This window comes from Pseudarthrobacter sp. 05T312 (assembly GCF_056396685.1).
Map to the genome: position 1 here is coordinate 210,947 of NZ_JBFTLY010000002.1, position 21,138 is coordinate 232,084.

Annotated in this window: 26 protein-coding genes and 1 riboswitch; of the genes, 14 read left to right on the top strand and 12 right to left on the bottom strand. The window is 68.4% G+C overall.

The features are described from left to right. Positions 1–32: 32 nt before the first annotated feature. From AC1DIP_RS05085 to AC1DIP_RS05095, 3 genes are all read right to left on the bottom strand, one after another. Positions 33–467 (bottom strand): SRPBCC family protein, encoded by a 435-nt coding sequence (locus AC1DIP_RS05085; protein ID WP_476207553.1) that lies wholly within the window; start codon positions 465–467, stop codon positions 33–35. A gap of 101 nt (positions 468–568) precedes the next feature. Continuing rightward, the gene (gene modA, locus AC1DIP_RS05090) at positions 569–1,366 is read right to left on the bottom strand and encodes a molybdate ABC transporter substrate-binding protein (RefSeq protein WP_477733206.1); all 798 of its coding nucleotides are present in this window, start codon (positions 1,364–1,366) and stop codon (positions 569–571) included. Between the two features lie 44 nt (positions 1,367–1,410). Beyond that, positions 1,411–1,821 (bottom strand): TOBE domain-containing protein, encoded by a 411-nt coding sequence (locus tag AC1DIP_RS05095; protein ID WP_477733080.1) that lies wholly within the window; start codon positions 1,819–1,821, stop codon positions 1,411–1,413. A 118-nt stretch (positions 1,822–1,939) separates the two neighbouring features. Here AC1DIP_RS05095 and AC1DIP_RS05100 point away from each other — a divergent pair, with 118 nt between their 5' ends. Both AC1DIP_RS05100 and AC1DIP_RS05105 read left to right on the top strand, forming a co-directional pair. Further along, on the top strand, positions 1,940–2,809 hold the full coding sequence (locus tag AC1DIP_RS05100) for a DUF4031 domain-containing protein (protein ID WP_477733081.1): 870 nt from the start codon (positions 1,940–1,942) through the stop codon (positions 2,807–2,809). Then, a complete protein-coding gene (locus AC1DIP_RS05105; RefSeq protein ID WP_477733082.1) occupies positions 2,806–3,615 on the top strand; it encodes a 2-phosphosulfolactate phosphatase in 810 nt (269 codons plus the stop codon). Before AC1DIP_RS05100 ends, AC1DIP_RS05105 begins: the two co-directional genes overlap by 4 nt. 10 nt (positions 3,616–3,625) lie before the next feature. On the opposite strand, the gene AC1DIP_RS05110 is transcribed toward AC1DIP_RS05105, so the two are convergent. Further along, positions 3,626–4,027 carry a YccF domain-containing protein gene (locus tag AC1DIP_RS05110; RefSeq protein ID WP_141159156.1) on the bottom strand — a complete coding sequence of 134 codons (402 nt, stop codon included), beginning with the start codon at positions 4,025–4,027 and terminating at the stop codon, positions 3,626–3,628. A gap of 110 nt (positions 4,028–4,137) precedes the next feature. Next, positions 4,138–4,749 (bottom strand): phosphoribosylanthranilate isomerase, encoded by a 612-nt coding sequence (locus AC1DIP_RS05115; RefSeq protein WP_477733083.1) that lies wholly within the window; start codon positions 4,747–4,749, stop codon positions 4,138–4,140. Positions 4,750–4,854: 105 nt separating this feature from the next. Here AC1DIP_RS05115 and AC1DIP_RS05120 point away from each other — a divergent pair, with 105 nt between their 5' ends. The 7 genes from AC1DIP_RS05120 (at position 4,855) to AC1DIP_RS05150 (ending at position 8,975) form a co-directional block, all read left to right on the top strand. Next, positions 4,855–5,424, top strand: coding sequence for a HutD/Ves family protein (locus tag AC1DIP_RS05120; protein WP_477733084.1), 570 nt, complete (start codon positions 4,855–4,857; stop codon positions 5,422–5,424). Positions 5,425–5,493: 69 nt separating this feature from the next. Further along, a riboswitch (guanidine-III (ykkC-III) riboswitch) is annotated at positions 5,494–5,559 on the top strand. A 9-nt stretch (positions 5,560–5,568) separates the two neighbouring features. Then, on the top strand, positions 5,569–5,892 hold the full coding sequence (locus tag AC1DIP_RS05125; protein WP_477733085.1) for a DMT family transporter: 324 nt from the start codon (positions 5,569–5,571) through the stop codon (positions 5,890–5,892). After that, positions 5,892–6,257, top strand: a complete 366-nt coding sequence (locus AC1DIP_RS05130) for a DMT family transporter (RefSeq protein WP_477733086.1) — start codon at positions 5,892–5,894, stop codon at positions 6,255–6,257. Before AC1DIP_RS05125 ends, AC1DIP_RS05130 begins: the two co-directional genes overlap by 1 nt. Before the next feature lie 9 nt (positions 6,258–6,266). Next, complete coding sequence (locus tag AC1DIP_RS05135) at positions 6,267–6,893, top strand: nucleoside/nucleotide kinase family protein (protein ID WP_477733087.1); 627 nt, start codon at positions 6,267–6,269, stop codon at positions 6,891–6,893. Between the two features lie 30 nt (positions 6,894–6,923). After that, entirely contained in the window at positions 6,924–7,952 is a 1,029-nt protein-coding gene (locus AC1DIP_RS05140) for an aldo/keto reductase (RefSeq protein ID WP_477733088.1), read from the top strand. Between the two features lie 48 nt (positions 7,953–8,000). Beyond that, positions 8,001–8,303, top strand: a complete 303-nt coding sequence (locus AC1DIP_RS05145; RefSeq protein WP_477733089.1) for a putative quinol monooxygenase — start codon at positions 8,001–8,003, stop codon at positions 8,301–8,303. A gap of 21 nt (positions 8,304–8,324) precedes the next feature. Continuing rightward, on the top strand, positions 8,325–8,975 hold the full coding sequence (locus AC1DIP_RS05150) for an MBL fold metallo-hydrolase (protein ID WP_477733090.1): 651 nt from the start codon (positions 8,325–8,327) through the stop codon (positions 8,973–8,975). Positions 8,976–9,055: 80 nt separating this feature from the next. Here AC1DIP_RS05150 and AC1DIP_RS05155 read toward each other — a convergent pair whose 3' ends face one another. Further along, complete coding sequence (locus AC1DIP_RS05155; protein ID WP_477733091.1) at positions 9,056–10,951, bottom strand: DEAD/DEAH box helicase; 1,896 nt, start codon at positions 10,949–10,951, stop codon at positions 9,056–9,058. Positions 10,952–11,269: 318 nt separating this feature from the next. Here AC1DIP_RS05155 and AC1DIP_RS05160 point away from each other — a divergent pair, with 318 nt between their 5' ends. Continuing rightward, positions 11,270–12,007 carry a class I SAM-dependent methyltransferase gene (locus AC1DIP_RS05160; protein ID WP_477733092.1) on the top strand — a complete coding sequence of 246 codons (738 nt, stop codon included), beginning with the start codon at positions 11,270–11,272 and terminating at the stop codon, positions 12,005–12,007. On the opposite strand, the gene AC1DIP_RS05165 is transcribed toward AC1DIP_RS05160, so the two are convergent. Then, positions 12,004–13,428 carry an MFS transporter gene (locus AC1DIP_RS05165; RefSeq protein WP_477733093.1) on the bottom strand — a complete coding sequence of 475 codons (1,425 nt, stop codon included), beginning with the start codon at positions 13,426–13,428 and terminating at the stop codon, positions 12,004–12,006. The two genes, AC1DIP_RS05160 and AC1DIP_RS05165, sit on opposite strands and share 4 nt — an antisense overlap. Positions 13,429–13,436: 8 nt before the next feature. Continuing rightward, entirely contained in the window at positions 13,437–14,783 is a 1,347-nt protein-coding gene (locus AC1DIP_RS05170) for an MFS transporter (RefSeq protein ID WP_477733094.1), read from the bottom strand. Positions 14,784–14,977: 194 nt separating this feature from the next. Between AC1DIP_RS05170 and AC1DIP_RS05175 the strand changes: the two genes are divergently transcribed. Next, positions 14,978–15,331: a hypothetical protein gene (locus AC1DIP_RS05175; RefSeq protein ID WP_477733095.1), complete on the top strand. Its 354-nt coding sequence runs from the start codon at positions 14,978–14,980 to the stop codon at positions 15,329–15,331. A gap of 74 nt (positions 15,332–15,405) precedes the next feature. Next, entirely contained in the window at positions 15,406–16,329 is a 924-nt protein-coding gene (gene trmB / locus AC1DIP_RS05180) for a tRNA (guanosine(46)-N7)-methyltransferase TrmB (protein WP_476207588.1), read from the top strand. A gap of 21 nt (positions 16,330–16,350) precedes the next feature. Here the strand turns inward: trmB and AC1DIP_RS05185 are convergent, their stop codons facing one another. Both AC1DIP_RS05185 and AC1DIP_RS05190 read right to left on the bottom strand, forming a co-directional pair. Continuing rightward, on the bottom strand, positions 16,351–16,797 hold the full coding sequence (locus tag AC1DIP_RS05185) for a hypothetical protein (RefSeq protein WP_477733096.1): 447 nt from the start codon (positions 16,795–16,797) through the stop codon (positions 16,351–16,353). 5 nt (positions 16,798–16,802) lie between these two features. Then, positions 16,803–18,383, bottom strand: a complete 1,581-nt coding sequence (locus AC1DIP_RS05190) for a hypothetical protein (RefSeq protein WP_477733097.1) — start codon at positions 18,381–18,383, stop codon at positions 16,803–16,805. A 211-nt stretch (positions 18,384–18,594) separates the two neighbouring features. On the opposite strand from AC1DIP_RS05190, the gene AC1DIP_RS05195 reads away from it, so the two are divergent. Continuing rightward, complete coding sequence (locus AC1DIP_RS05195) at positions 18,595–19,413, top strand: DUF1206 domain-containing protein (RefSeq protein WP_476211801.1); 819 nt, start codon at positions 18,595–18,597, stop codon at positions 19,411–19,413. 27 nt (positions 19,414–19,440) lie between these two features. After that, positions 19,441–19,959, top strand: a complete 519-nt coding sequence (locus AC1DIP_RS05200) for an SRPBCC family protein (RefSeq protein WP_477733098.1) — start codon at positions 19,441–19,443, stop codon at positions 19,957–19,959. On the opposite strand, the gene AC1DIP_RS05205 is transcribed toward AC1DIP_RS05200, so the two are convergent. Beyond that, the gene (locus AC1DIP_RS05205) at positions 19,956–20,612 is read right to left on the bottom strand and encodes a zf-HC2 domain-containing protein (RefSeq protein WP_476207594.1); all 657 of its coding nucleotides are present in this window, start codon (positions 20,610–20,612) and stop codon (positions 19,956–19,958) included. The two genes, AC1DIP_RS05200 and AC1DIP_RS05205, sit on opposite strands and share 4 nt — an antisense overlap. After that, positions 20,609–21,109: a sigma-70 family RNA polymerase sigma factor gene (locus tag AC1DIP_RS05210; RefSeq protein ID WP_477733099.1), complete on the bottom strand. Its 501-nt coding sequence runs from the start codon at positions 21,107–21,109 to the stop codon at positions 20,609–20,611. Before AC1DIP_RS05210 ends, AC1DIP_RS05205 begins: the two co-directional genes overlap by 4 nt. Positions 21,110–21,138 lie beyond the last annotated feature (29 nt).

Below are 21,138 nucleotides of genomic sequence, written 5' to 3' on the forward strand. Positions count from 1 at the left end.
TCCCCGTTTCCGTGCCTGCTGTACCCAAGTGCTCAGCGGCTTTCGAGGACCTGCTTGAGCCTGGACAGCTGGGCTACCTCGGATTCCATGGTCCTCGTGACCATCGAATCGAGGACGCGCATCAGGAGCGGAAGCTTGGCGTCCAGGGCGAAGTGCACGGTGGTGCTGCCGGCTTCCCCGGCCAGGGTGTACGTGCCGGTGGGCCGGGCCGGCCCCGCAACCACCTCGAAGCGCAGCAGGCGGCCGGGCTCTGCGGTGGTGATCCTGTAGTCACCCGGCAGCGGGCGGCCCTTGGGTCCGGTCAGCGTCTGGCTGTAGATCGCGCCGGGCTCACCTGCCCTGCCTTCCTTGAGGGAAATGGATTTTACGCCCTCACGCCAGGCGGTGTTGTTCAGGCCGTCGGCCAGGAAGTCGTAGACCTCGCGTGCCGGCCGGTTGATGGTGATGCTGTTTTCTGCGTGGGCCATGCTGGTTTCCTCCGGACATGTCGGCTGAAGAACGGTGGATGCTGGACGGGTGGTGTTGACCGGCACGGCCCGGCGAACCGCCGGCCGCTCCTGGCCCCACCCTACTGTCCGCCGGGTCCGAAACCCGCGGCGGCAAGGACTTTCTGGCCTTCCGGGCCTGCCACCAGGTCAATGAAGGCGTGCGCGGTGGCCTGGTTCCGGCCACCGGCGAGGCCCGCTATCGGGTAGGTGTTCACGGCACTCCCCGACTCCGGGAACTGGATGCCTGCCACCCTGGTCCCGGCCGCCTTGATGTCAGTGCCGTAGACCAGCCCGGCGTCCGCCTCGCCGGAGGTGACCTTGCCCAGGACGTCGGTGACTGCGTTTTCCTCACTGACCGGGCTCAGCGTAAGCCCCGCCGCCTGGGCCACGCGGGCCGCGGCGGCGCCGCAGGGAACCTGGCTGGCGCAGGTCACCAGTTTGATGCCGGGCCGGGCCAGGTCTTTCAGCGATGTGACTCCGGCAGGATTGCCCGGCGGCACAGCGATGGCCAGGGTGTTGGTGGCGAAGTTTTCCGGCGTGCCATTGGCCAGGCCTGCGTCCTGCACTTTCTTCATGTTGGCGGTGTCCGCGGACGCGAAGACGTCGGCGGGTGCACCCTGGCTTATTTGGCTTGCGAGGTCCGAGGAACCGGCGAAACTCAGCGCGACCGATGTGCCGGGATGCTCCGCTTCGAAAGTGCTGGCGAGCTCGGTAAAGGCCTGCTTGAGGGAGGCCGCCGCGAAAACGGTGATCCCGCCGCCGGGCTTGCCGTCTGCGGTGGTGCCGGCACCGGCATCCGTCGCGGAGCCCCCTGCGGCGCAGCCCGGGAGGACCGCCAGCAGCAGCGCGACCACTGGCAGGACAGCGAGCGAAAGCATGCGTTTCCGGAGTGGTGAGTGCCCGGGCCGGGCAAGTGGCTGGTTCATGCGGTGGCCCGGCCCTTCGATGATTCGATGATGACAGTGGTCGCCTTGACCACGGCGGTGGCAACGGCCCCCGGTTCCAGCCCGAGTTCGCGCACGGCCTCGCTGCTCATCAAGGAGACCACCCGGAAAGGACCGCACTGCAGTTCCACCTGTGCCATGACCTTGTCCGTGATGACATTGGTGACCAGGCCGACGAACCGGTTCCGTGCCGAGCTGCTGCCGTTTTTGGGGTCGTCCGGGAGCTGGGCGAGCTTCCGTGCGTGCGTTGCCAGTTCCAGTCCGTCCACCACCCGGCGGCCGGAGGCGTCCCGAAGCGCGGTCAGGGTCCCCTGCTCCGTCCACCGGCGCACAGTATCGTCGCTTACGCCCAGGAACCGGGCTGCTTCGGAGACGCGGATGAGTGCCATGTGAGGATTATATGCCGCAAATGCGGGACATAGGCTTGCATGGATTCGCAGTCGAGGTTGAATGCCACCCGCTCGGCCGCCACGGGGTCCCAGCCGGCGGCGGCACTAGACTCCTTCCATGGCCATCTACATCGACCCGCCACTGTGGCCTGCCCACGGAACGCATTTCTCGCACCTGGTGTCGGACACATCGCTGGATGAGCTGCATTCGTTCGCTGCTGCCGCCGGGATTCCTGAGCGGGCCTTCGACGGCGACCACTACGATGTGCCGGAACGCCGGTTCGATGACCTGGTGGCTGCCGGCGCCACTCCGGTGGAGGGAAGGGTGCTGGTACGCCGGCTCATCGCCAGCGGCCTGCGGATCCCGGCGCGCCGGCGGAACAAGTCGCTGAAGGTCCCGCTGCTGAACCGTTGGGAAGCCATTATGCCCGGGCACGACGCACTGTTCCTTGACCTGCTGGACCGGTGGAGCGAACCACACCGCCACTACCACGGCTGCACCCACTTGCTATCGGTCCTCGAGGCGATCGACCTGCTCACGGAACCTGGCGACCCGCCACGGACGGTCCTGCTGGCGGCCTGGTTCCACGATGCCGTGTACCGCGGGATCGCGGAACAGGACGAGGAGGAGTCCGCGCGGCTGGCCGAAGACCGGCTGGCCGACGCCGGTCTTCCCGAGGAAGAAGTGGCGGAAGTTGCCCGGTTGGTCCGGCTGACGTCGGACCACCGGCCGGAGCCTGGCGACGACGACGGGGCCCTCCTGTGCGACGCGGACCTTTCCATCCTGGGCGCCGAACCGGACGAGTACGCCCGCTACGTCGCTGCGGTGCGGCAGGACTACGCGCACATCGGCGACGCCGACTTCGCAGCCGGAAGGTCCGCCGTCGTCCGCCGCCTGCTGGAACTGGACCCGCTGTTCCACCACCGGCGGGCAAGGGCCTTGTGGCTGGACACCGCACACCGCAACCTGGAAGGCGAACTGGCATGAACGCACCCGGCACGAGCCCGCGGCACACGCACTCCGCCAATGCGGCGCACCGCCAACTCCCTTTCACCGTCCGGCTGGAGTGGGGGCTGGAGGGTGCCAGGACGGTGGCGGCCGGGGCCGACATCGCGGTAGTGGTGGATGTCCTGTCCTTCAGTACCTGCGTCAGCGTGGCCCTGGACCGGGGCGCCGAAGTATTTCCCTACCGCTGGCGGGACACCACGGCCGAGGACTACGCCGCCCACCACCGCGCCCAGCTGGCCGGGCCCCGCGGCGGCGGAGGCCTGAGCCTGTCGCCCGCAAGCCTCCGCGCCGCAGAGTCGCTGGACCGTGTGGTGCTGCCCTCGCCCAACGGTTCCGAGCTTTGCCATGCGCTGGCCGCCGAAGTGCCGCTCGTGGCCGCAGCCTGCCTGCGGAACGCGGCGGCCACGGCGGAATGGGTGGCGGCCAACCTCGCTGCCGATGCGGTGGTGGCCGTGGTCGCCGCCGGCGAGCGGTGGCCCGACGGCGCAATCCGGCCTTCCGTGGAGGACCAGATCGGGGCCGGCGCCTTCATCGCGGGGCTGGTGGCCGCCGGGAAGGGCGGCTACGAAGCAGGTGACGGGCGGCACGGCTATGCTCCGGAGGCAGTGGCGGCCATGGCTGTTTTCGAGTCCGCCGAACCACGGCTGCGCGAGCTGCTGCAGAACTGCTCCAGCGGCCGGGAACTGTCCGGGGCAGGCTACGCGGAGGACGTGGACATCGCCGCTGAGCTGGACGGCAGTGAGCGGACGGCCATCCTCAGGGATGGGTCGTTCCGGCCGCTATGACCGGCAAACCTTAGCGGTAGGTGCTGACGAACGGAGTGCTGGTTGGCACGATCTGCTTGCCGAGCGGCATCAGGGATACCGGAATGAGTTTGAGGTTGGCGATGGCCAGTGGGATTCCAACGATGGTCACGGCCATGGCGAAGGCGGTGACCACATGTCCGATGGCAATCCAGATTCCGGCTACCAGCAGCCAGATCACGTTGCCCAGCAGCGAAAAGACACCAGTACCGCCAGGCTTGTCCACCACCATCCGGCCGAACGGCCATAGCGTGTAGGAAGCAATCCGGAATGAGGCGATGCCCCAGGGGATGGTGACAATCAGCAGGCAGCAGACCACGCCTGCGAGGAAATAGCCCAGGGCCAGCCAGAAGCCGCCGAAAACCAGCCAGATGATGTTCAGAAGTGTCTTCATGCACCCATTGTGCCCTCGACCCCCCGACAAAAAGGCCCTCCGGCCAAAAGATGGGGGACATCCCTGAGCTTGCCCTGACCCGGCGGCCGCCGGGCACACGTGGATGGCCGCTAGACCGTGGCAGCGGCCTTGGCAGCCTGGACAAACGCCCGGATCTTGGCCAGGTCCTTCACGCCGCGGGACGCCTCGACGCCGGAGGACACGTCAACGCCCCAGGTGTGCGCAGCGGCCGCTGCCTGGCCCACGTTGGCCGCCTCCAGGCCACCGGCGAGCAGCCAGTTCCGTCCCCGGAGCACGGGCAGGGCAGCCACGGAAGCGTAATCCCAGGACTCCCCGGAACCCGGTACGGCGGCATCGATCAGGAGGAGGTCCTCACCCCAGTCCTCGAACTCGTCCGGCGAGGCACCCATGGTGATGGCCCTGACCAGCTTCATGCCGGCGTCGTGCACTGTTGCCACGTCCGTGCGGGACCGGGCCCCGTGCAGCTGGACCCACTCCAGACCGGCGGCCCGGGCGATGGCGATGGCGTCGGCGACGGGCTCTTCCCGGAAGACACCGATCGGTGAGACGGTGTCCGGTACCCCGGCCAGCAGGGAGGCGGCCTGTGACGGTGAGACAACCCGGGGGCTGGCGGTGAGGACGAAACCCACCGCATCCGCGCCGGCGTCCACTGCTTCGCGGACCGATTCGGGCGTGCTGAGACCACACACTTTGACGAACATTCCCGGGCTCCTTCAGGCTTTTTTCGTGTTGACCCCCCGGAGGAGAGTAACAGGCACGGGACCGGCGTGCGACGGGCATCCGCGGCGGGGAACTAGGCTGGGCTGATGCAGATCATCCGCTTCGCAGGGCTCAAGGCCGAACCATGGCGCAACGGTGGCGGGGTGACAAGGGAAATCGCACGCCAGGGGTCGGCGGACGGCGGCTGGGACTGGCGGGTCAGCATCGCGGATGTGGCCAAGGCCGGCGACTTTTCCGCTTTCCCCGGCATGGAGCGGGTACTGACGGTCATCGAGGGGGAACTGCTGCTGCTGACCGTTGGCGGCGCGGAACAGCCCCTTGAGAAGTACCGTCCGTTCCGTTTCGACGGCGGCGCCGCCACAACAGCGGCACTGCCCACCGGCGACATCCGTGACCTCAACGTCATCACCCGGACCGGGGCGTTCAAGGCCTTCACCTCCATCATCGAGCTGTCCAAGAAACGCGCCCACCCCGTATTCGAAGGGCAGCTCGGGGTGCTCCTGCAGGGACAGGCGAAGGTCAGCGACAGCGCCGGCGAACCGCTGGAGCTTGGCCGCTACGACGCCGTGGTGGGGTCCGACAGCGATTCCCCGGAAATCCTGGGCCGCGGCTTCCTGGCTGTGGTGTCCATCGACCCCCAGGATCCTGCAACGTAAGCACCTGGGCTGGTGGTGAGGTTGCGCACCAACGGTGGCAGCCCGCCGTCGTGCCTTGCTACCTTGGAAGCCAAGGCCCCCACCCCGGCCTCCGGACGACGGTTCAGTACCCGGCACGCGACAAGACTGGCCAAAGGAACTGTCATGCCGTGGATCATCCTCATTCTTTCCGGCGCGCTGGAGGCCGTCTGGGCAGCTGCGCTGCACCGGGCCGCACAGGTTTCCGGACGCCGCCGAATCGCCCCCGGGGTCCTGTTCCTGGCGGCCGTTGCCGCCAGCACCGGCGGCCTTGCCGTGGCCATGCAGTCCATTCCCACTGGAACGGCCTATGCCGTGTGGGTGGGCGTGGGGGTGGTCCTCACCTCCGCCTACGCGATGGCCACCAGGGTTGAACGTCCGACGGCGGCGCGCCTGCTCCTGCTGTCCGGCATCGCCGCGTGCGTGGTTGGCCTCAAGGTGGTGGCGTGATGTTGAAGCGTTCCGTTCCGTGGCTGGTGCTGCTGGCGTCGGCCGTCCTGGAAGCTGTCTGGGCCACCGCGCTCGGCCTGTCCGACGGTTTCAGCCGCCCACTGCCCACCGCCGTCTTCGCCGTCACCGCCACGCTCAGCATGCTGGGCCTCGGCGTGGCCATTCGGAACATCCCGCTGGGCACGGCTTACGCCATCTGGGTGGGCATCGGCGCCGCACTGACCGTGGGCTGGGCCATGGCCACCGGCGCGGAGCCCTTCAGCGTGGTGAAGCTGCTGTTCATCACGGGGATCGTGGGCTGCGCCGCGGGCCTGAAAGCGCTGCCGGCAGAAAAAGATGCGCGGCCGGCACCCGGCGGTGACTAGGCTTTTGCCATGCACTCCCCCGAGATCACAATGGCCGTGGATACGCTGCGGCGCCGGCTGGTGCCCGGAACACGGACCATCCTGGGCGTAGCGGGGGCGCCCGGGTCCGGCAAGTCCACCTTCGCCGCCTGGCTGCAGGAGCAGTTCAGCCCCGGCACCTCCGTGGTGGTGCCGATGGACGGCTTCCACCTGGGCAACGCAATCATCGAGGGGACCCCGCTCAGGCAGCGCAAGGGAGCCATTGATACGTTCGACGCCGGCGGCTACCTTGCGCTGCTGCGCCGCCTGGCTCTCCGGGACGAGGCGGTGGTGTACGCACCGGAGTTCCGGCGCACCCTGGACGAGCCGGTGGCTGCTTCCATTGCCGTCCCCGCCGAGGTCCAGCTGGTGATCACCGAGGGGAACTACCTGCTGGCGGACCAGGAACCGTGGAAGGACGTGCGGGCGCAGCTGGATGAGGTGTGGTTCCTCGAAACTCCGCTGGCGCTCCGGCTGCAGCGCCTGGTGGACCGGCACGTTTCGTTCGGCATGCAACGTGAGGCTGCGGTTGCCTGGGCCACTGGACCCGACGAAGCCAATGCCCGCCTGATCCAGGCCACCCGCCCGGCGGCGGACCGCGTCCTACCTTGGCTGTAAATTTCAACGCAGGAAACGAACAGGAGAACCATGGCAAGCGCACCCAGCGAATCCGGCAGCAATGAAGCCGCACGAAATGTCCACCTCGGTGATGGACTGACCGTCAGCCCCCTGGGCTTCGGCGGCATGGCCCTCACGCCGGTGTACGGCGAGGTGGACCCTGCCGAGGCGCTGCAGACCCTGCACCACGCCGTCGACGCCGGTGTCAGCTTCATCGACACCGCTGACATCTACGGCGGCGGCAGCAACGAGGAACTCATTTCCCAGCTGCTCAAGGACCGGCGGGACGAAGTCCAGCTGGCCACCAAGTTCGCGCTGGTGGGCACGCCCACGGACGGCTACACGGACATCCGCGGCGACGCCGCCTATGTACGCGAAGCAGTGGATCGGAGCCTGCAGCGGCTGGGCACCGACGTGATCGACCTCTACTACATGCACCGCCGCGACGTCCGCGTCCCCATCGAGGAAACCGTGGGCGCGATGGCGGAGCTGGTGAAGCAGGGGAAGGTCAGGCACCTGGGCCTGTCCGAGGTGACGGCACAGGAACTGCAGGACGCTTCGGCGGTCCACCCGATCGCGGCGGTCCAGAGCGAATGGTCCATCTGGAGCCGGGACGTGGAACGCAACGTGGTCCCCGCCGCCGCCGGCCTGGGGGTGGGCTTTGTCCCGTACTCCCCGCTGGGCCGTGGCTTCCTCACCGGAACCGTGGATACCGCCAGCCTGGGCGCAAAGGACTTCCGGCGGAATATTCCCCGGTTCGCCCCGGACGCCGCAGGCGCCAACCAGTCCGTGGTGGACGCCGTCCGGTCCGTGGCGGACCAACTGGCCGCCACTCCAGCGCAGGTTGCCCTGGCGTGGATCTTCGCGCAGGGCAAGCGGCTGGGCCTGCCGGTGGTCCCCATCCCCGGTACCCGCAAGGCCGCCCGGATCGACGAAAACCTCGGCGCGCTGTCCCTGGAGCTGGCCCCGGCGCACCTGGAGGCCCTGGACGCAGCGTCCGACGCGGTCGTCGGCTCCCGTTCCGCGGACCCCACGTGGGTGTCCGAGGGCCGCGAATAGCAGCCTTCCCCTCATTCCGAACTACGAACTACGAACCCAAGGAGCCCCGTGCCTGCCATCGTCCACTTCGAAGTCCAGTTCAAGCCCGAACATGTTGACGACGCCGCCAAATACCTGGCGGAAACCCTCGCCGCCACCCGCGCCTGGCCCGGCAACCAGGGCATCGAAGCGCTGGTGGACGATGCGGACCCCTGCCACATCCTGGTGGTGGAAACCTGGGCCACCACCCAGGACCACGACGACTACGCCGCCTGGCGGGCCACGCCGGAAGGCAGGAGCACGCTGCACGAGGTACTCGCCGCGCGGCCGTCCAAGCAGGTTTACTCCACCACCCTGCCTCTCGGCCTCTAGCCCGTCCTTAGACTGAAGCCCATGGACTCACTTCGATACGACCTGCCGGGCCTCACCATCCGCAGCATCCCGGTCAGCGAGATGGACAACAACGTGTACCTGCTGACGGCGAAGGAGAGCGGTGCACAGGTGCTGATCGACGCCGCTGACGATCTCCCTGCCATCCAGCAACTGCTGGCGGACGGGGCAGGGGACACGTCCGCAGCCCCGCGGCTTGCCTTGATTGCCACCACGCACCAGCACTGGGACCACGTGCGCGCCCTGAAGGAACTGGTGGATGCCACCGGCGCACCGGCAGCCGCCGGAGCGGACGACGCCGACGCGCTGCCGGTCCCCGTGGAGGTGCGGCTAAGCCATGGCGACGTTGGGAAGTTCGACGGCTTCGAGCTCACCGCCGCCCACCTGCGCGGCCACACCCCGGGCTCCATAGCCTTTGTGTACCAGGACCCGGAAGGACCTGCGCACATCTTCTCCGGCGACTCATTGTTTCCCGGCGGCGTCGGCAACACCCAGCAGGACCCGGAACGGTTCAACCAGCTCCTGTCCGACGTTACGGAGCGGCTGTTCGACGCCTACCCGGACACCGCCGTCGTGCATCCCGGGCATGGGAAACCCACCACGCTGGGTGCTGAGCGCCCGCACCTCGATGAGTGGCGCGCCCGCGGCTGGTAAAAACAAAAGCGGCGGTTGAGTTTGTCGAAACCGGGTTTCGACAAACTCAACCGCCGCTGCAGTTTTACGGCCGGTGGGGACTAGCGGCCGCGGCGCTCGTTCGACGCCGGTGCGGACGCGCGGCGGGGGCCGCTGCGGGCAGGACGGCCCGAGCCACCATTGCCGCCGCTGCCGGAGCCGTATGACCCACCCGAGGTTCCGCCGGTGTTGGAGGACCAGACTGCCTTGCTTCCTCCGGTTGCACCCGAGCGCTGGCCGGAGGTACCCGCTGCGGCGCGCTGGCCGGTTGCGGGGCGGCCGCTGCGCTGGCCACCACCGGACGCGGGGCGTCCGCCGGAAGCCGGGCGGCCGGTGCCGCCGCGGGGAGCGTCGCTGCGGGTAATCCGGGAATCGCTGCGGCCCTCGACTGCACGTCCGTTCGACCCGCGGCCGGCCGATGAGCGGCCACCTGCTGCGGGAACGTCGTTGCGGTGCGTGGAAGCCGTGGCGCGGCCGCGGGCATTGCGGCGGGCAGCGGCTGCTGCCACTGCGCGGTCCTCGTTCTGCTCGGCATTGCGGTCGAACGCTGCACGGGCTTCCGTGCGGCCTTCGAAGGCGACAGCGCGGCGTTCGGCGCGGGTGGCGTCGCTGCGGGCGGGTTCGGCCGAAACCTTGCCGCGTCCACCACGTCCGCCACGCCCACCGGTGGTGGGAGCAGCCTGGCGGCGTGCGCGCTTGCGCTCCGCATTGGCACCGGTGGAGGTGCCGCCGCCCTGCTTGGGGGCCTTGGCTGCCAGCAGTGCGGCACGGGTCCGCGGGTCCACCTTCTCGGCGATGTCGCCAACGAGTTCGGCCACGATGGGTGAGCTCGCGGTGACGCGCTCGAAGCTGACATCCACGCCGGCGGCCTTCATGAGCTTCTTCACGTCAGCCTGCTGCTCGGGCAGGGTCAGGGTGACCACGGTACCGTCGGAACCGGCACGCGCGGTGCGGCCTGAACGGTGCAGGTACGCCTTGTGCTCGGTGGGCGGGTCCACGTGGATGACCAGTTCGACGTCGTCGACGTGCACACCGCGGGCGGCAACGTCGGTGGCCACCAGGACGCGGACGTCGCCGTTGGAGAACTCGGCCAGGTTGCGGTCACGCGCATTCTGGGAGAGGTTGCCGTGCAGGTCGACGGCGGGGATCCCGGCGTCGGTCAGGGTCTTGGCCAGCTTGCGGGCGTGGTGCTTGGTCCGCATGAACAGGACGCGGCGGCCGGCTCCGGAGGCGAGCTCCACGATCAGCTGCTTCTTGACGGTCTGGTCGTTGACCACCAGCACGTGGTGCTCCATGGTGGTTACCGCTGCCTGCGGATCGTCCACGGAGTGGGTGAGCGGGTTGGACAGGTAGCGCTGGACGATCTTGTCCACGCCGTTGTCCAGGGTGGCGGAGAAGAGCAGGCGCTGGCCCTCGCTGGGGGTCATGTCCATGAGCTTCTTGACCACCGGCAGGAAGCCGAGGTCGGCCATGTGGTCGGCCTCGTCCAGGACGGTGATCTCCACAGCCTCGAGGGTCAGGATGCGCTGGCGGATCAGGTCCTCCAGGCGGCCGGGGCAGGCGATGACGATGTCGACGCCGGCGCGCAGCGCCTTCTCCTGCCGGGCCTGGGAGATGCCGCCGTAGATCACGGTGGTGTTCAGGCCGGCGGCCTTGGCCAGCGGCTCGATGGTGGCGTTGATCTGGGTTGCCAGTTCACGGGTGGGTGCCAGGACCAGGCCCATGGGGCGGCCGGGCTTGCGGAAGTACTTGGCTTCCCGCTCAGCGAGTCTTGCTACAAGCGGGATAGCGAAAGCAATGGTCTTACCGGATCCGGTCCGGCCCCGGCCCAGGACGTCACGGCCGGACAGCGTGTCCGGAAGGGTCTTCACCTGGATGGGGAACGGTTCAACGATTCCCTGGGCGGTAAGGGTGTCTGCAAGGGCCTTGGGAGTACCGAGGGCAGCAAAAGTAGTCATGTAGTTTTTTACGGTCTTTCTGGCGGTATCCGGGCGGATATCGGCCCCCGATGCCGGTTGGACCAGGGGTTTCGCCGAAGAAAAGTCAGGTGATCAACCGGGCGCTGTAAATCAGGACAGCCGGCCGGGACCAAATGGAACGCGTTCATCGACGCAGGATGTGCCTCTCACATGAAGAAAGCCCGCTCCCTGGAAAGGAACCTCCAGATCCGGAGCAGGCGGCATCACTGCACATCAAGTTCCTCCAGTCTAGCATCCCCGCGCCGGGAACCCGTCGTCGGCGTTGCCTTCGGGGACCTGGCGGGGCAGTGTTGAGGCATGAGCGAGCACCAGGACACGCAACAGCATGAAGGGCACACGCACGACGGCGGGGCGGCCCTGGACGGGGGTGGCGGCGGCATTGACGCGGCTTCCGCCTGGGACGAGCGGTACCGCAGCAAAGCCAGGCTGTGGAGCGGGAAGCCGAACCCGCAGCTGGTCCGGGAAGCCGGTGGCCTGCGGCCCGGGACGGCGCTGGAACTGGGATGCGGGGAAGGCGCCGACGCCATCTGGCTGGCGCAAAAGGGCTGGTCCGTGACCGCCGTCGACGTCTCCGCCGTTGCCCTGGAACGGGCCCGCTCCCACGAACTGGCCGAACTGGCGCGGGAAAGCGTGCATGCCTCGAACGGCACCATGGAAAGCCGGATCACCTGGCAGCAGGCGGACCTGGCGCAGTGGCACCCCGGGAACTCCTACGACCTGGTGACATCGCAGTTCCTGCATTCCCAGGAGCTGGACTGGCGGGTCCCCTTGCGCGCAGCGGCCTCGGCCGTCAAAGCCGGCGGAACGCTGCTGGTGGTGGGCCACCACCCGGACCGGCTGCCGCCCTGGGGCAACGACCACCACAAGCACCTGGACATGTTCTACACGGGGGACCAGCTGGTGCAGGAATTGGGACTGGACCAGCCCGAGTGGCAGGTGGAGGTCCTCACCAGCCGGGAGCGCCCGGCGACGGGACCGGAAGGGCAGGAAGCGACCATCGCCGACGTCGTCCTGCGCGCCACCCGCCTTTCCTAACCTGCCGGAGGAGCTGGGGTGGTGACGCGCGGCGCCACCAATGCCGCTGCGACCCCGATGGCCGCGGTAAACGCGAACACTCCTGCGAAGGACTGGACCGGCGTAGCGAATGCGGCGAAGACAATCCCCGTGGTGGCCAGCGACAGCGCCCCGCCCAGGGAGTCAGAGATGGACATGGCGGAGCTGTTGAAGCCTTCGTTCTCCTTGGTGGACAGCGCCAGGGTCATCACGCTCAGGCGTGGGTAGAGCAGTCCCATACCGCCCCCTGCCAGCACCCAGCCGGCGATGGCGGTGGCGGCCGGCCAGTGCAGCGCGGTGGTGGCCAGGGCCAGGGTTATCGCGGCCAGGACCATGAGCGATCCGGCCTGGACGGCGCGGCGGTGCGGCAGCCGCGTGCCCATCCGTCCCTGGACGGCGGCGGCCCCCGCCCAAGCGAGCGCGCCGCCGGTGAGGGTCAGCCCGGCCAGGGTGGGCGGGAACGAATACTGGTCGATCAGGAGATACGGAAGGTAGACCTCGGCGCCGAAGAACGACGCCGAGGCGAGCCCGCGCGCCAGGATCACGCTCGGCAGCCCGCGGCGGGCGGCGAGGGTGCCTGGGGGCACCAGGGGACGCACGGCCACCAGGGCCAGGACGACGGCGGCGGGCGCCAGGAGTGCCGTGGCTGCCGGGAAGCCGGGGATCCGGGCGTCTGCGGAAAGATTGAGCCCCAGCACCGCGAGCGCGGCCAGTGCCGCCCAGCCCAGCCGGCCCAGGGCCCACGGCGGCGCGGTTCCTCCCGGTTGGCCTGTTCCGGCCGGCTGTCCCTCCGCGTCGGGGCCGTCCAGTCCGCGCAGCACTGGCACGATCATGGCCAACGCGGGAATGACCAGGCCCACCACGCCCAGGAACACCCAGTGCCAGCTGAAAACCTGGGCCACCACGCCGGCGGCGAAGGGCCCCACCAGGGACGGGACCACCCAGGCCGCCGAGAAGGCAGCGAAGATCCGGGCATGCAGCTGGCCCGGGAAGAAGCGCGCCACGAGCACGTAGAGCGCAACGGTGAGGGCGCCGCCGCCGAGACCCTGCACCAGGCGGCCGGCGACGAGCATGGGCATGGTCACCGAGGTGCCCGCAATCAGCAGGCCCGCCACGAAAAGGGCCACGGAGGCGTACAGCGGCAGGGCGGGTCCGCGGCGGTCGGACCAGTTACCCGCCCCCACCATGCCGATCACGCCGGTGGCCATTGGCCCAGCAAAGGCCAGCGCGTAGAGGCTTCCGCCGTTCAGCTCCCGGCTGACCAGGGGCATGATGGTGGTCACGGCGAGCGATTCGAAGGCGGCCAGGAACACCAGGGCGCAGGTTCCCACGGTCACCCACAGGTATGGGGGCCGGAAGATTCCGGCGGCGTCGCGGGTTCCCGGGAGCGTGGAGTCCTGCACGGCAGGCCCTACTCCACGAACCGGTTCCGGCCGGCCCGGTAGCCGAAGACCGCCGCGAGCAGGCCCACCACCATAAACAGGATCCCGGCGGGAACAAAGGACCCCGTTGCCTGGTGGAGCTGGCCCACCATGAGGGTGCCCGTGGAGCCCACCCCATAGCCCACGCCCTGCATCATGCCGGAGAGGTGGGCTGCGGTGTGCCCGTCGCGGGTGCGGAGCATGATCAGGGTCAGGGCCGCGGCGGTGAGGCTTCCCTGCCCCAGTCCGAGCAGGCCGGCCCACACCCAGATGAGGTTGAGGGGGCCGAGGATGCTCAGTACGAATCCCCCGCCGGTCATCAACGCTACAACCGTGTTGATGGCGCGCTGGTCCCGGAACCTCGCGGCCAGGGCGGGGGCGAACAGGGATCCCAGCATTTGCAGCACGATACACACGGCAACGATCAGCCCTGCGGTGGCCCCGTCCACGCCCCGTTCCCGGAGGATGGGCGCCAGCCAGGCGAAGCCGCTGAAGGACATCATGGCCTGCAGCACCATGAAGATGGTGACCTGCCAGGCGACGGGTGAGCGCCAGACGTTGATCCCGTCCCGGACCGCCTGGTGCCGGACCGTGCCCTGGCGCAGGGCCACGGGGAGGAACAGGAGAAGCACGACGGCGGCGGGCAGCGCCCAGACCCACAGCGCCTTGGTCCACTCACCCGTCGCCGTGTACACCGGGTAGGTGAAGCCGGCCCCGAGCGCGGCCGAGGCACAGATGGCCGTGGTGTAGAGCCCGCCCATGAGCCCCAGCCGGTGCGGGAAGTCGCGTTTCACCAGGCCCGGGAGGAGCACGTTGCACAGGGCGATGGCGGCGCCGCAGGCTGCCGTGCCCACCAGGAGGGCAGGAAGGTGGCCGCCCCCGCCCGTTGCTGTCCCGGTGTCCACGGGCCGCAGCAGGAGCCCCGCGGTCAGTAATGCCATGGCGCCCAGCAGCACCCGCTCCGCACCGAATCGGCGGGCCAGGACTGGGGCGAGCGGCGCGAAGACACCCAGCAGGGTGACCGGAACCGTGGTCAGCACCACCACGGACCAGCCGGGCAGCCCGGCCTGGGAGGTCACTTCCGGCAGGACGGCGGAGAGGCTGGAAAAGACGCTGCGCAGGTTCAGGCCGATCAGGACCAGGCACACGCCGAGGTAGGCGAGGGCGCGCCGGCTGCCCACGCGGGTGGGTTGCGCCGCCGGCAGCTCATCGATTTCTGCGTCCACCAGGGTGCTGAGGTCCACCACGCTGCTGCCCGTCCGGGTCCCGCCCGTGGCGTCCCCGGAGGCAGCCGTTCGCCGCTGCTTCCTTGCCGCAGCATTCATTCCGTCCGTCATGGGCCCATTCTTGCAGGCGGCCGCCGCCACGGAGTTTTCCACATACGGGCCGGCGTACCTTCCGGCGTTGTTTCCAGCTCCATACGTTGAAACCAGCCGCGGCCAGGCATAAGGCCGCACCGACCAACGGGAGCACCGTGGATACGACCCCTCAACCAAACCCCCGCCCGGCGCCGATGGACAATGCAACCCCGGTGCCAGCCGGAGAACCCAAGAACACCCGGGTCGGCAGGAAGGCCACAAACAGCCTGGTCCTGGCCATCCTTGCTCCTGCCAGCATGCTCCTGACCGGACCGCTCGCTGGGCTTGCCATGCTGATGACCTATTCGGACAGCGGCTACTCCCCCACGCCCTGGGTAACTCCCGTCGTAATGTTCAGCCTGCCTCTCCTCTTCGCATCGATTGGCCTCCGGCCGGCGCTTCAGGCGCTGAAACAGTTGCCACGGGGATCAGGAAGCCGGTCCGCAGCGGCAGTGGCCCTATGCATCTGCGGCCTGGTCTTCGCTTTGGCGCTCGGCCCGGCACTCAATCTCATAGGCGTCTTCTGAACGAACCCTGTTCCGGGCACACCCATGCTTGCGCCCAAACTCTCCGCTGGGCCTGCGGCGCTATTCTGGAAGGGATGAGTGAATCCCCTGAAAACCCCCAGCAGCCGCATGTCCCCAGGCCCGTGACGCCGGGAACCCAGGCCTCCTTCGGCACGTACGGCGGCCGCCCGGTCAGTTTCGTGCGACGCGGCACCCGCCTCCAAGGCCGCCGGCAGGCAGCCTGGGCCGAGCACGCCGAGCGGTGGGCCGTCGACGTGCCCCGGCACGTGGCCAACACCTCGGTCCACCCCGACTACACCTTTGACGCCGCCGCTGAGTTCGGCCGCGAAGCCCCGCTCATCGTTGAGATCGGTTCGGGCCTGGGCGACGCCGTCTGCCACGCGGCGGAACAGAACCCGGGCACGAACTTCCTGGCCGTGGAGGTCTACACCCCGGGACTGGCCAACACCATCATCAAGATCAACAGCCGGGGCCTGGACAACGTCCGCGTGGTGGAGGCGAACGCGCCCGAAGTCCTGGCCACCATGCTGCCCGAAGGCTCGGTCAGCGAACTGTGGGTCTTCTTCCCGGACCCGTGGCACAAGTCGCGGCACCACAAGCGCCGGCTCATCCAGCCGGAGTTCGCAGGCCTCGCTGCCCGCGCGCTTAAACCGGGCGGCCTGTTCCGGATCGCCACCGACTGGTCCAACTATGCTGTCCATGTCCGGGATGTCATGGCGGGCTCGAAGGACTTCGAGAACCTCCACAACGGCGAGCGCCGCGGCCCCGAAAGCCCGCTGACACAGGTGTGGCAGTCCGGTGTCGAATCGGTGGTGGGCGGTGCACCCGTGCGGGAAGGACGCGCACCGGTGAGCACGGAGCACACCGGGCCCAACGAAGGCGTGGACGAGACCGGCGGCTGGGCTCCCCGCTTCGAGGGCAGGATCCGGACCAGCTTCGAGGCGAAGGCCCACGAGGCCGGCCGGCTGATCTTCGACCTCTGCTACCGCCGCCGCTAAGCGGCGGGGCCGGGAAGGCCGCTAGCCGACGTTGATGGCGGCCACGATCTCCTTGAGCATGTCCAGGCGCGGTTCGGCTTCCGGGTCCAGGTACGGCCAGACGACCACGACGCCGATGAACATGCTGCTTTCCCACACGCCCACTGTGGCTGCCACCTTGGCCGGGCCGCCGTCGTCGTCGTATCCCGCCACCACGGCGTATGCAGCCTTGCCCGGCAGGTTCAGCTCGCCCTCCGCCAGGAGGGTGCCGCCGCGGTCCTCAAGGTAGTAGCCCGCCATCAGGTGCGCCCAGCCGTTGGCCTGCGGCGCGTCCTGGACGGAGGTGTCGTCCTTGATGACGGTGACCAGCACACCGCCCAGCAGGCCAAACTGCTCGCTGTTGGGGCCCGCCGTGGAATCGTCCAGGACCTGGGTGTGCTCGGGGAAGTCCGCGGTGAAGCCCAGCGGGGATTCGATGTGCACTGACATGGGTTTCAGAGCCTCTCGAGCTTGGTGTCGTTGGGGACTTTATAGTACGTGGACACGTTGGTGGTGGACTGGTTCTCGGTCTTGATGTCCACCTCACCCACTTTCAGATCGATGCCCGCCTCGTTCTTGGCAGTCAGCACCGAGTTCACCTGGACGGTGGCGGAGCCGGCCTCGTAGAGCCGGGCCGCGTCATGGGCCGCACCGGTGTCATTCCCCAAGGCGACGTTGCGCAGGTAGCTGTCGATGATGGGGCGGTTCTCGGGCGTGTAGTCGACGTCGATCTTGACGGTGCCCTGGGTCCCGGCGGTCACGGTCGAATCGAACTTCGCCCCCTCGGTCTTCAGGCCGGACGTGACGCCCTGGGCCACGGTTCCGTCCATGGAGACCGAGACGGAATCGATGTTGTTGTGCTTGTCCATGTTGACTTCCAGGCCGCCCTTGCCGGAGGCCTCGAAGACCCTGCCGTCCAGCTTGAGCTGGCCGTTGGCGGAGACCTCGCCGCTGGCCGTGGAGGTGCCGTCGGTCAGGTTCCGTTCGTAGGCGAGGTCGAGCTTCGCGCCGCCGGATACCGTGCTGGATTCGCCGGTTGCATCCAGCGAGAAGGTGCCCTTGGCCTTATCCGTCTGGCCGGTGGAGCCGTTGTCCTTCGCGGCATCATTGATGGTGTCCAGGATGTAGCCGGGCGGGTTGCCGGCCACATCCTTGATCGCCCCGATGCTGTCCGGCGGAAGGTCGTGGTACATCTGCTTGCGGGCGGCCATGGCTTCCTCCACGCTGGCGAACGTGTACTCGCGGGAGACCTCGCCGGTGAGTGTTGCCCCTGCGGTGCCGGAGGCGTCATTGACGCCCAGGCCCATGTTTCCGTAGACCTTCATGGTGGCGGACCCGTCGGCGTTTTCCACCACCTCGGTGCCCACTTCGGCGCCGCCGTGGACCCAGGCAACCCGGGCTTCGATGGAGGCCTTGCCTGTTTCCGTGTAGACCGGAATGTCGGCCTTGGCCAGTTCCTGCAGGTGGTGCTTCGCCAGTTCCTGCGCGGCGGCGGGAATGCCGCCGTCCATGCGCATCAGGTCTTCGGCAAACGGGCCGTTGCTGCCTTCGCCCTGGATCAGGTACTGCCTGTCGGCATCGGACAGTCCGGCCCACCACTTTGCCTGCTCTTCCGGGCTGGCGTTGACCATGCGGTCCAGTCCGGCTGCGAGGTCGCGGCGGTGCTCGGCCGCTGCCCTGGCTTCTTCGGCCCGCTCCTTGAACCACTCCCTCGCCTGCTCGGCCATGGAGGTGATCCGGTCCCAGGTGCTGCCGCCGGAGCCCCCACCTCCCGTGGTGGACGCCTTTTCCTGCTCGTCGGCATGCTTCATCAGGATTTTGGAGTTTTCCCGCAGGCTGGCCACCACCTTGTCCAGGCTGGGACGGTGGCTGGCACTCCACTCCTGGCGGAAGCGTTCACCGTCCCGGCCCTTCCACGGCGCGGATTGGATCTGGCTGTGCAGGGACCCGGCACGGCTGCTCAGCAATGTCGCTGCCTGGTCGGCGGCCTTGGCCAGCGCCCGCAGCTGGCTGATGTCTGCGCCGTAAAAAGTCATGGTTTCCCCCGGAAAAGAGTGCGGTGCGTTTCGATCGCTGGTCCTCATGGTTGCACAGGTATGGGATCGCGGCGATGGGGATCCCTCCCCATCGGCGGCCCGGAACCAGCTGTTCCGGGACCCCACGGCGTGGCACGATTGCCCTTATAAGAAGGGCACGCACACCAGCGCACTACCGCGCCGTCCAAAAGGAAAGACGATCAAAGAAGAACTGAAACAGGCCGTTGACAAGGCCGAGGACGTCACCAATTCGCGCGTCCTTGAGATTTTCGCCCGTTCCGGGTTTGCGGCCAGCGGGATCCTCCACCTGCTGGTGGGGGCCATTTCGATCCGGCTGGCGGTGGGCGGAACCGGAAATGCTGACTTCAGCGGTGCGGTAGCGGAACTTGCCACGGTGCCCGTCGGCCCGTTCCTGCTGTGGGGAAGCTTCGCGGCCTGCGCCGCGTTGTCGCTCTGGCAGGCAGGCGATGCGATCTTCGACTTCAACCACCAGGCCACCAAGACCAAGGTGAAGAACAAGGCCAAGGCCACCCTGCAGGCGATCGTGTACGCCGTCCTTGCCCTGACCCTTTCGCACTTCCTCACGGGCACTGGAAACGGCGGCGACAACCGCAAGGCCGCGAGCGACTTCACCGTGTCCATGATGCAGGCCCCGGGCGGGGTTGCCCTGCTGGTCCTGATCGGTGTGGCGGTTGCCGTGACGGGTGTGGTCTACGGCATCCGGGGACCAAAGAAGTCTTTCCAGAAGCAACTGCGGATGCCGGCTCCGGGGCCGGCCAGGACGGCCGTCACGGCACTAGGCGTGGCAGGTTACCTGGCGAAGGGGACAGTACTCCTGCTGGCAGGCCTGCTCATCGCCGTCGCCACGCTCAAGCGGCATCCGGAGGATTCCACCGGCCTGGACGGCGGCCTGCGGGCCCTCCGTGACCAGCCGATGGGACCCTACCTGCTGGCAGCGGTGGGAGCCGGGCTGATCTGCTACGGCGCCTACATGATCATGCGAGCGCGGTTGGCGAAAATGACCAAGTAGCCGGCATCGGCGTGGTTAAGTTGGGGCATGCCCCAAGTACGCGCCGAACGCTGGATCCGCATCGACCCTGGGACTGCCTTCGCCTTCTCGCAAACCACGGGGGAATTCCGGCTCAAGTGGGATCCCTTCATTTCCGCCCAGGGCTTCCTTGACGGGGCGCAGGCACCGGGAAAGGGCGTCCGCACCCGCACCAGGTCACGCCTTGGGCTGGCCATGGTGAGCCAGTACGTCTCGTATGCGCCGCCCAGGAGCGTCGGGATGACCATGGTGTCCGGCCCGTGGTTCTTCACGAACTTCGGCGGCGGCTGGCGGTTCACCGCGGACGACGACGGCACCCGGGCCGTCTGGAAGTACACGTTTTCGTGCCGCCCGGCGTTGCTCCGGCCCATCATGGAGCGGATCGGCAGCCATCTGCTGGGCTACGAGATCGAACGGCGGATCGCCGCCTTCGCCCGCGCCTGCGAGGATGAGGCCCTGGTGGCGGAATTCCGTGCGTTGGGAACGGGCCGGGGACACAACCAGCCTGGCCCGGATCCGCAGTCCTAGGGAACCGTTATGACCGCCACGGCCCGCTGGGCGCCATCCCGCAGTTCGACGCTGGAGATGCTGCCAAGCTGGATAGGTGTGGCACCGGTGACCTTGACCTTCCCGCTGGGCGTGGCGGTCCAGGCACACGCCCGGTCCTCCGCGCCGGCCCGGTCGCGCACCCAAAGCGACAGCGTCCCTTCCTCCGGCAGGCTGCTGCCGCTGACGGCCAGCTCGGTCCCCCAGGTCTTCCGGGCCATGTCGATGTTCACCTGGAGCCCTCCGCCGGAGGCCACGGAGTAGGTGGCATCCGGCTGCGGCGGCCTGGCGAGCAGCGGCCCCACGGCCAGGCCCACCGCCAGGCAGGCAGCGGCCACAGCGCCTGCCAACGCCACCCACCGCCGTCGTAGTGTCCTGCGGCGGTGTGCCAGCTCGCTGAACAGGCGCGCCGGGGCGCCGGTGTCAGCTCCCTCCGTGCCGCCGGGCGCGGCAGTGAGCGCCACGGCGTCGGGGACGGGGAGGGCATCGAGGAGCATCGGGACTTTCTCCAGTACGGCAAGCTCTTTGCGGCAGGCGGCGCAGCCCTGGAGGTGTGCTTCGAAAAGGCTGAGGTCGGCCGCGTCGAGGCCGCCCAGCACGTAGGCACCCAGCAGGTGGTGCGGTGTGGGAGTCACCGTTCCACCCCCATCTCGTCCAGGATGGTGCGCAAAGCCCGGAGCGCGTAGAAGGCGCGGGACTTGACGGTGCCGCTGGGGATGTTGAGCTGGACAGCAGCCTCGTTGACCGTGAACCGGCGGTAATGGAGGGCCACCAGGACGTCCCGGTGTTCCTTGCTCAACCGCAGCAGCGCCTCCTCCATCAGGACCCGGTTCAGCAGCTCGTCAACGCGGCCCATCACCTCGGCGGGATCGGTGAGGCTGCTTTCCAGCGCCTCATGCGGGCGGCGCTGGCTCCGGCGGTAATTGTCGATCATGATGTTCCTGGCTGTGCGGTACAAGTAACTGCGGAAGCTGCCGTTGACCTCCGGGGCGTGCTGCCAGACGCGGAGCACGGTCTCCTGGACCACGTCCTCCGCGAGCTGTGGATCCCTGGTGGCGCTGAGCACGAAGCGGCGCAGGGCGCTGCCATGTTCACGGTAGATGGCCTCCACCACGTTGTCGTCGAGCGGCATCCCGCTCCTCCCGTCACTGCCAACACCAC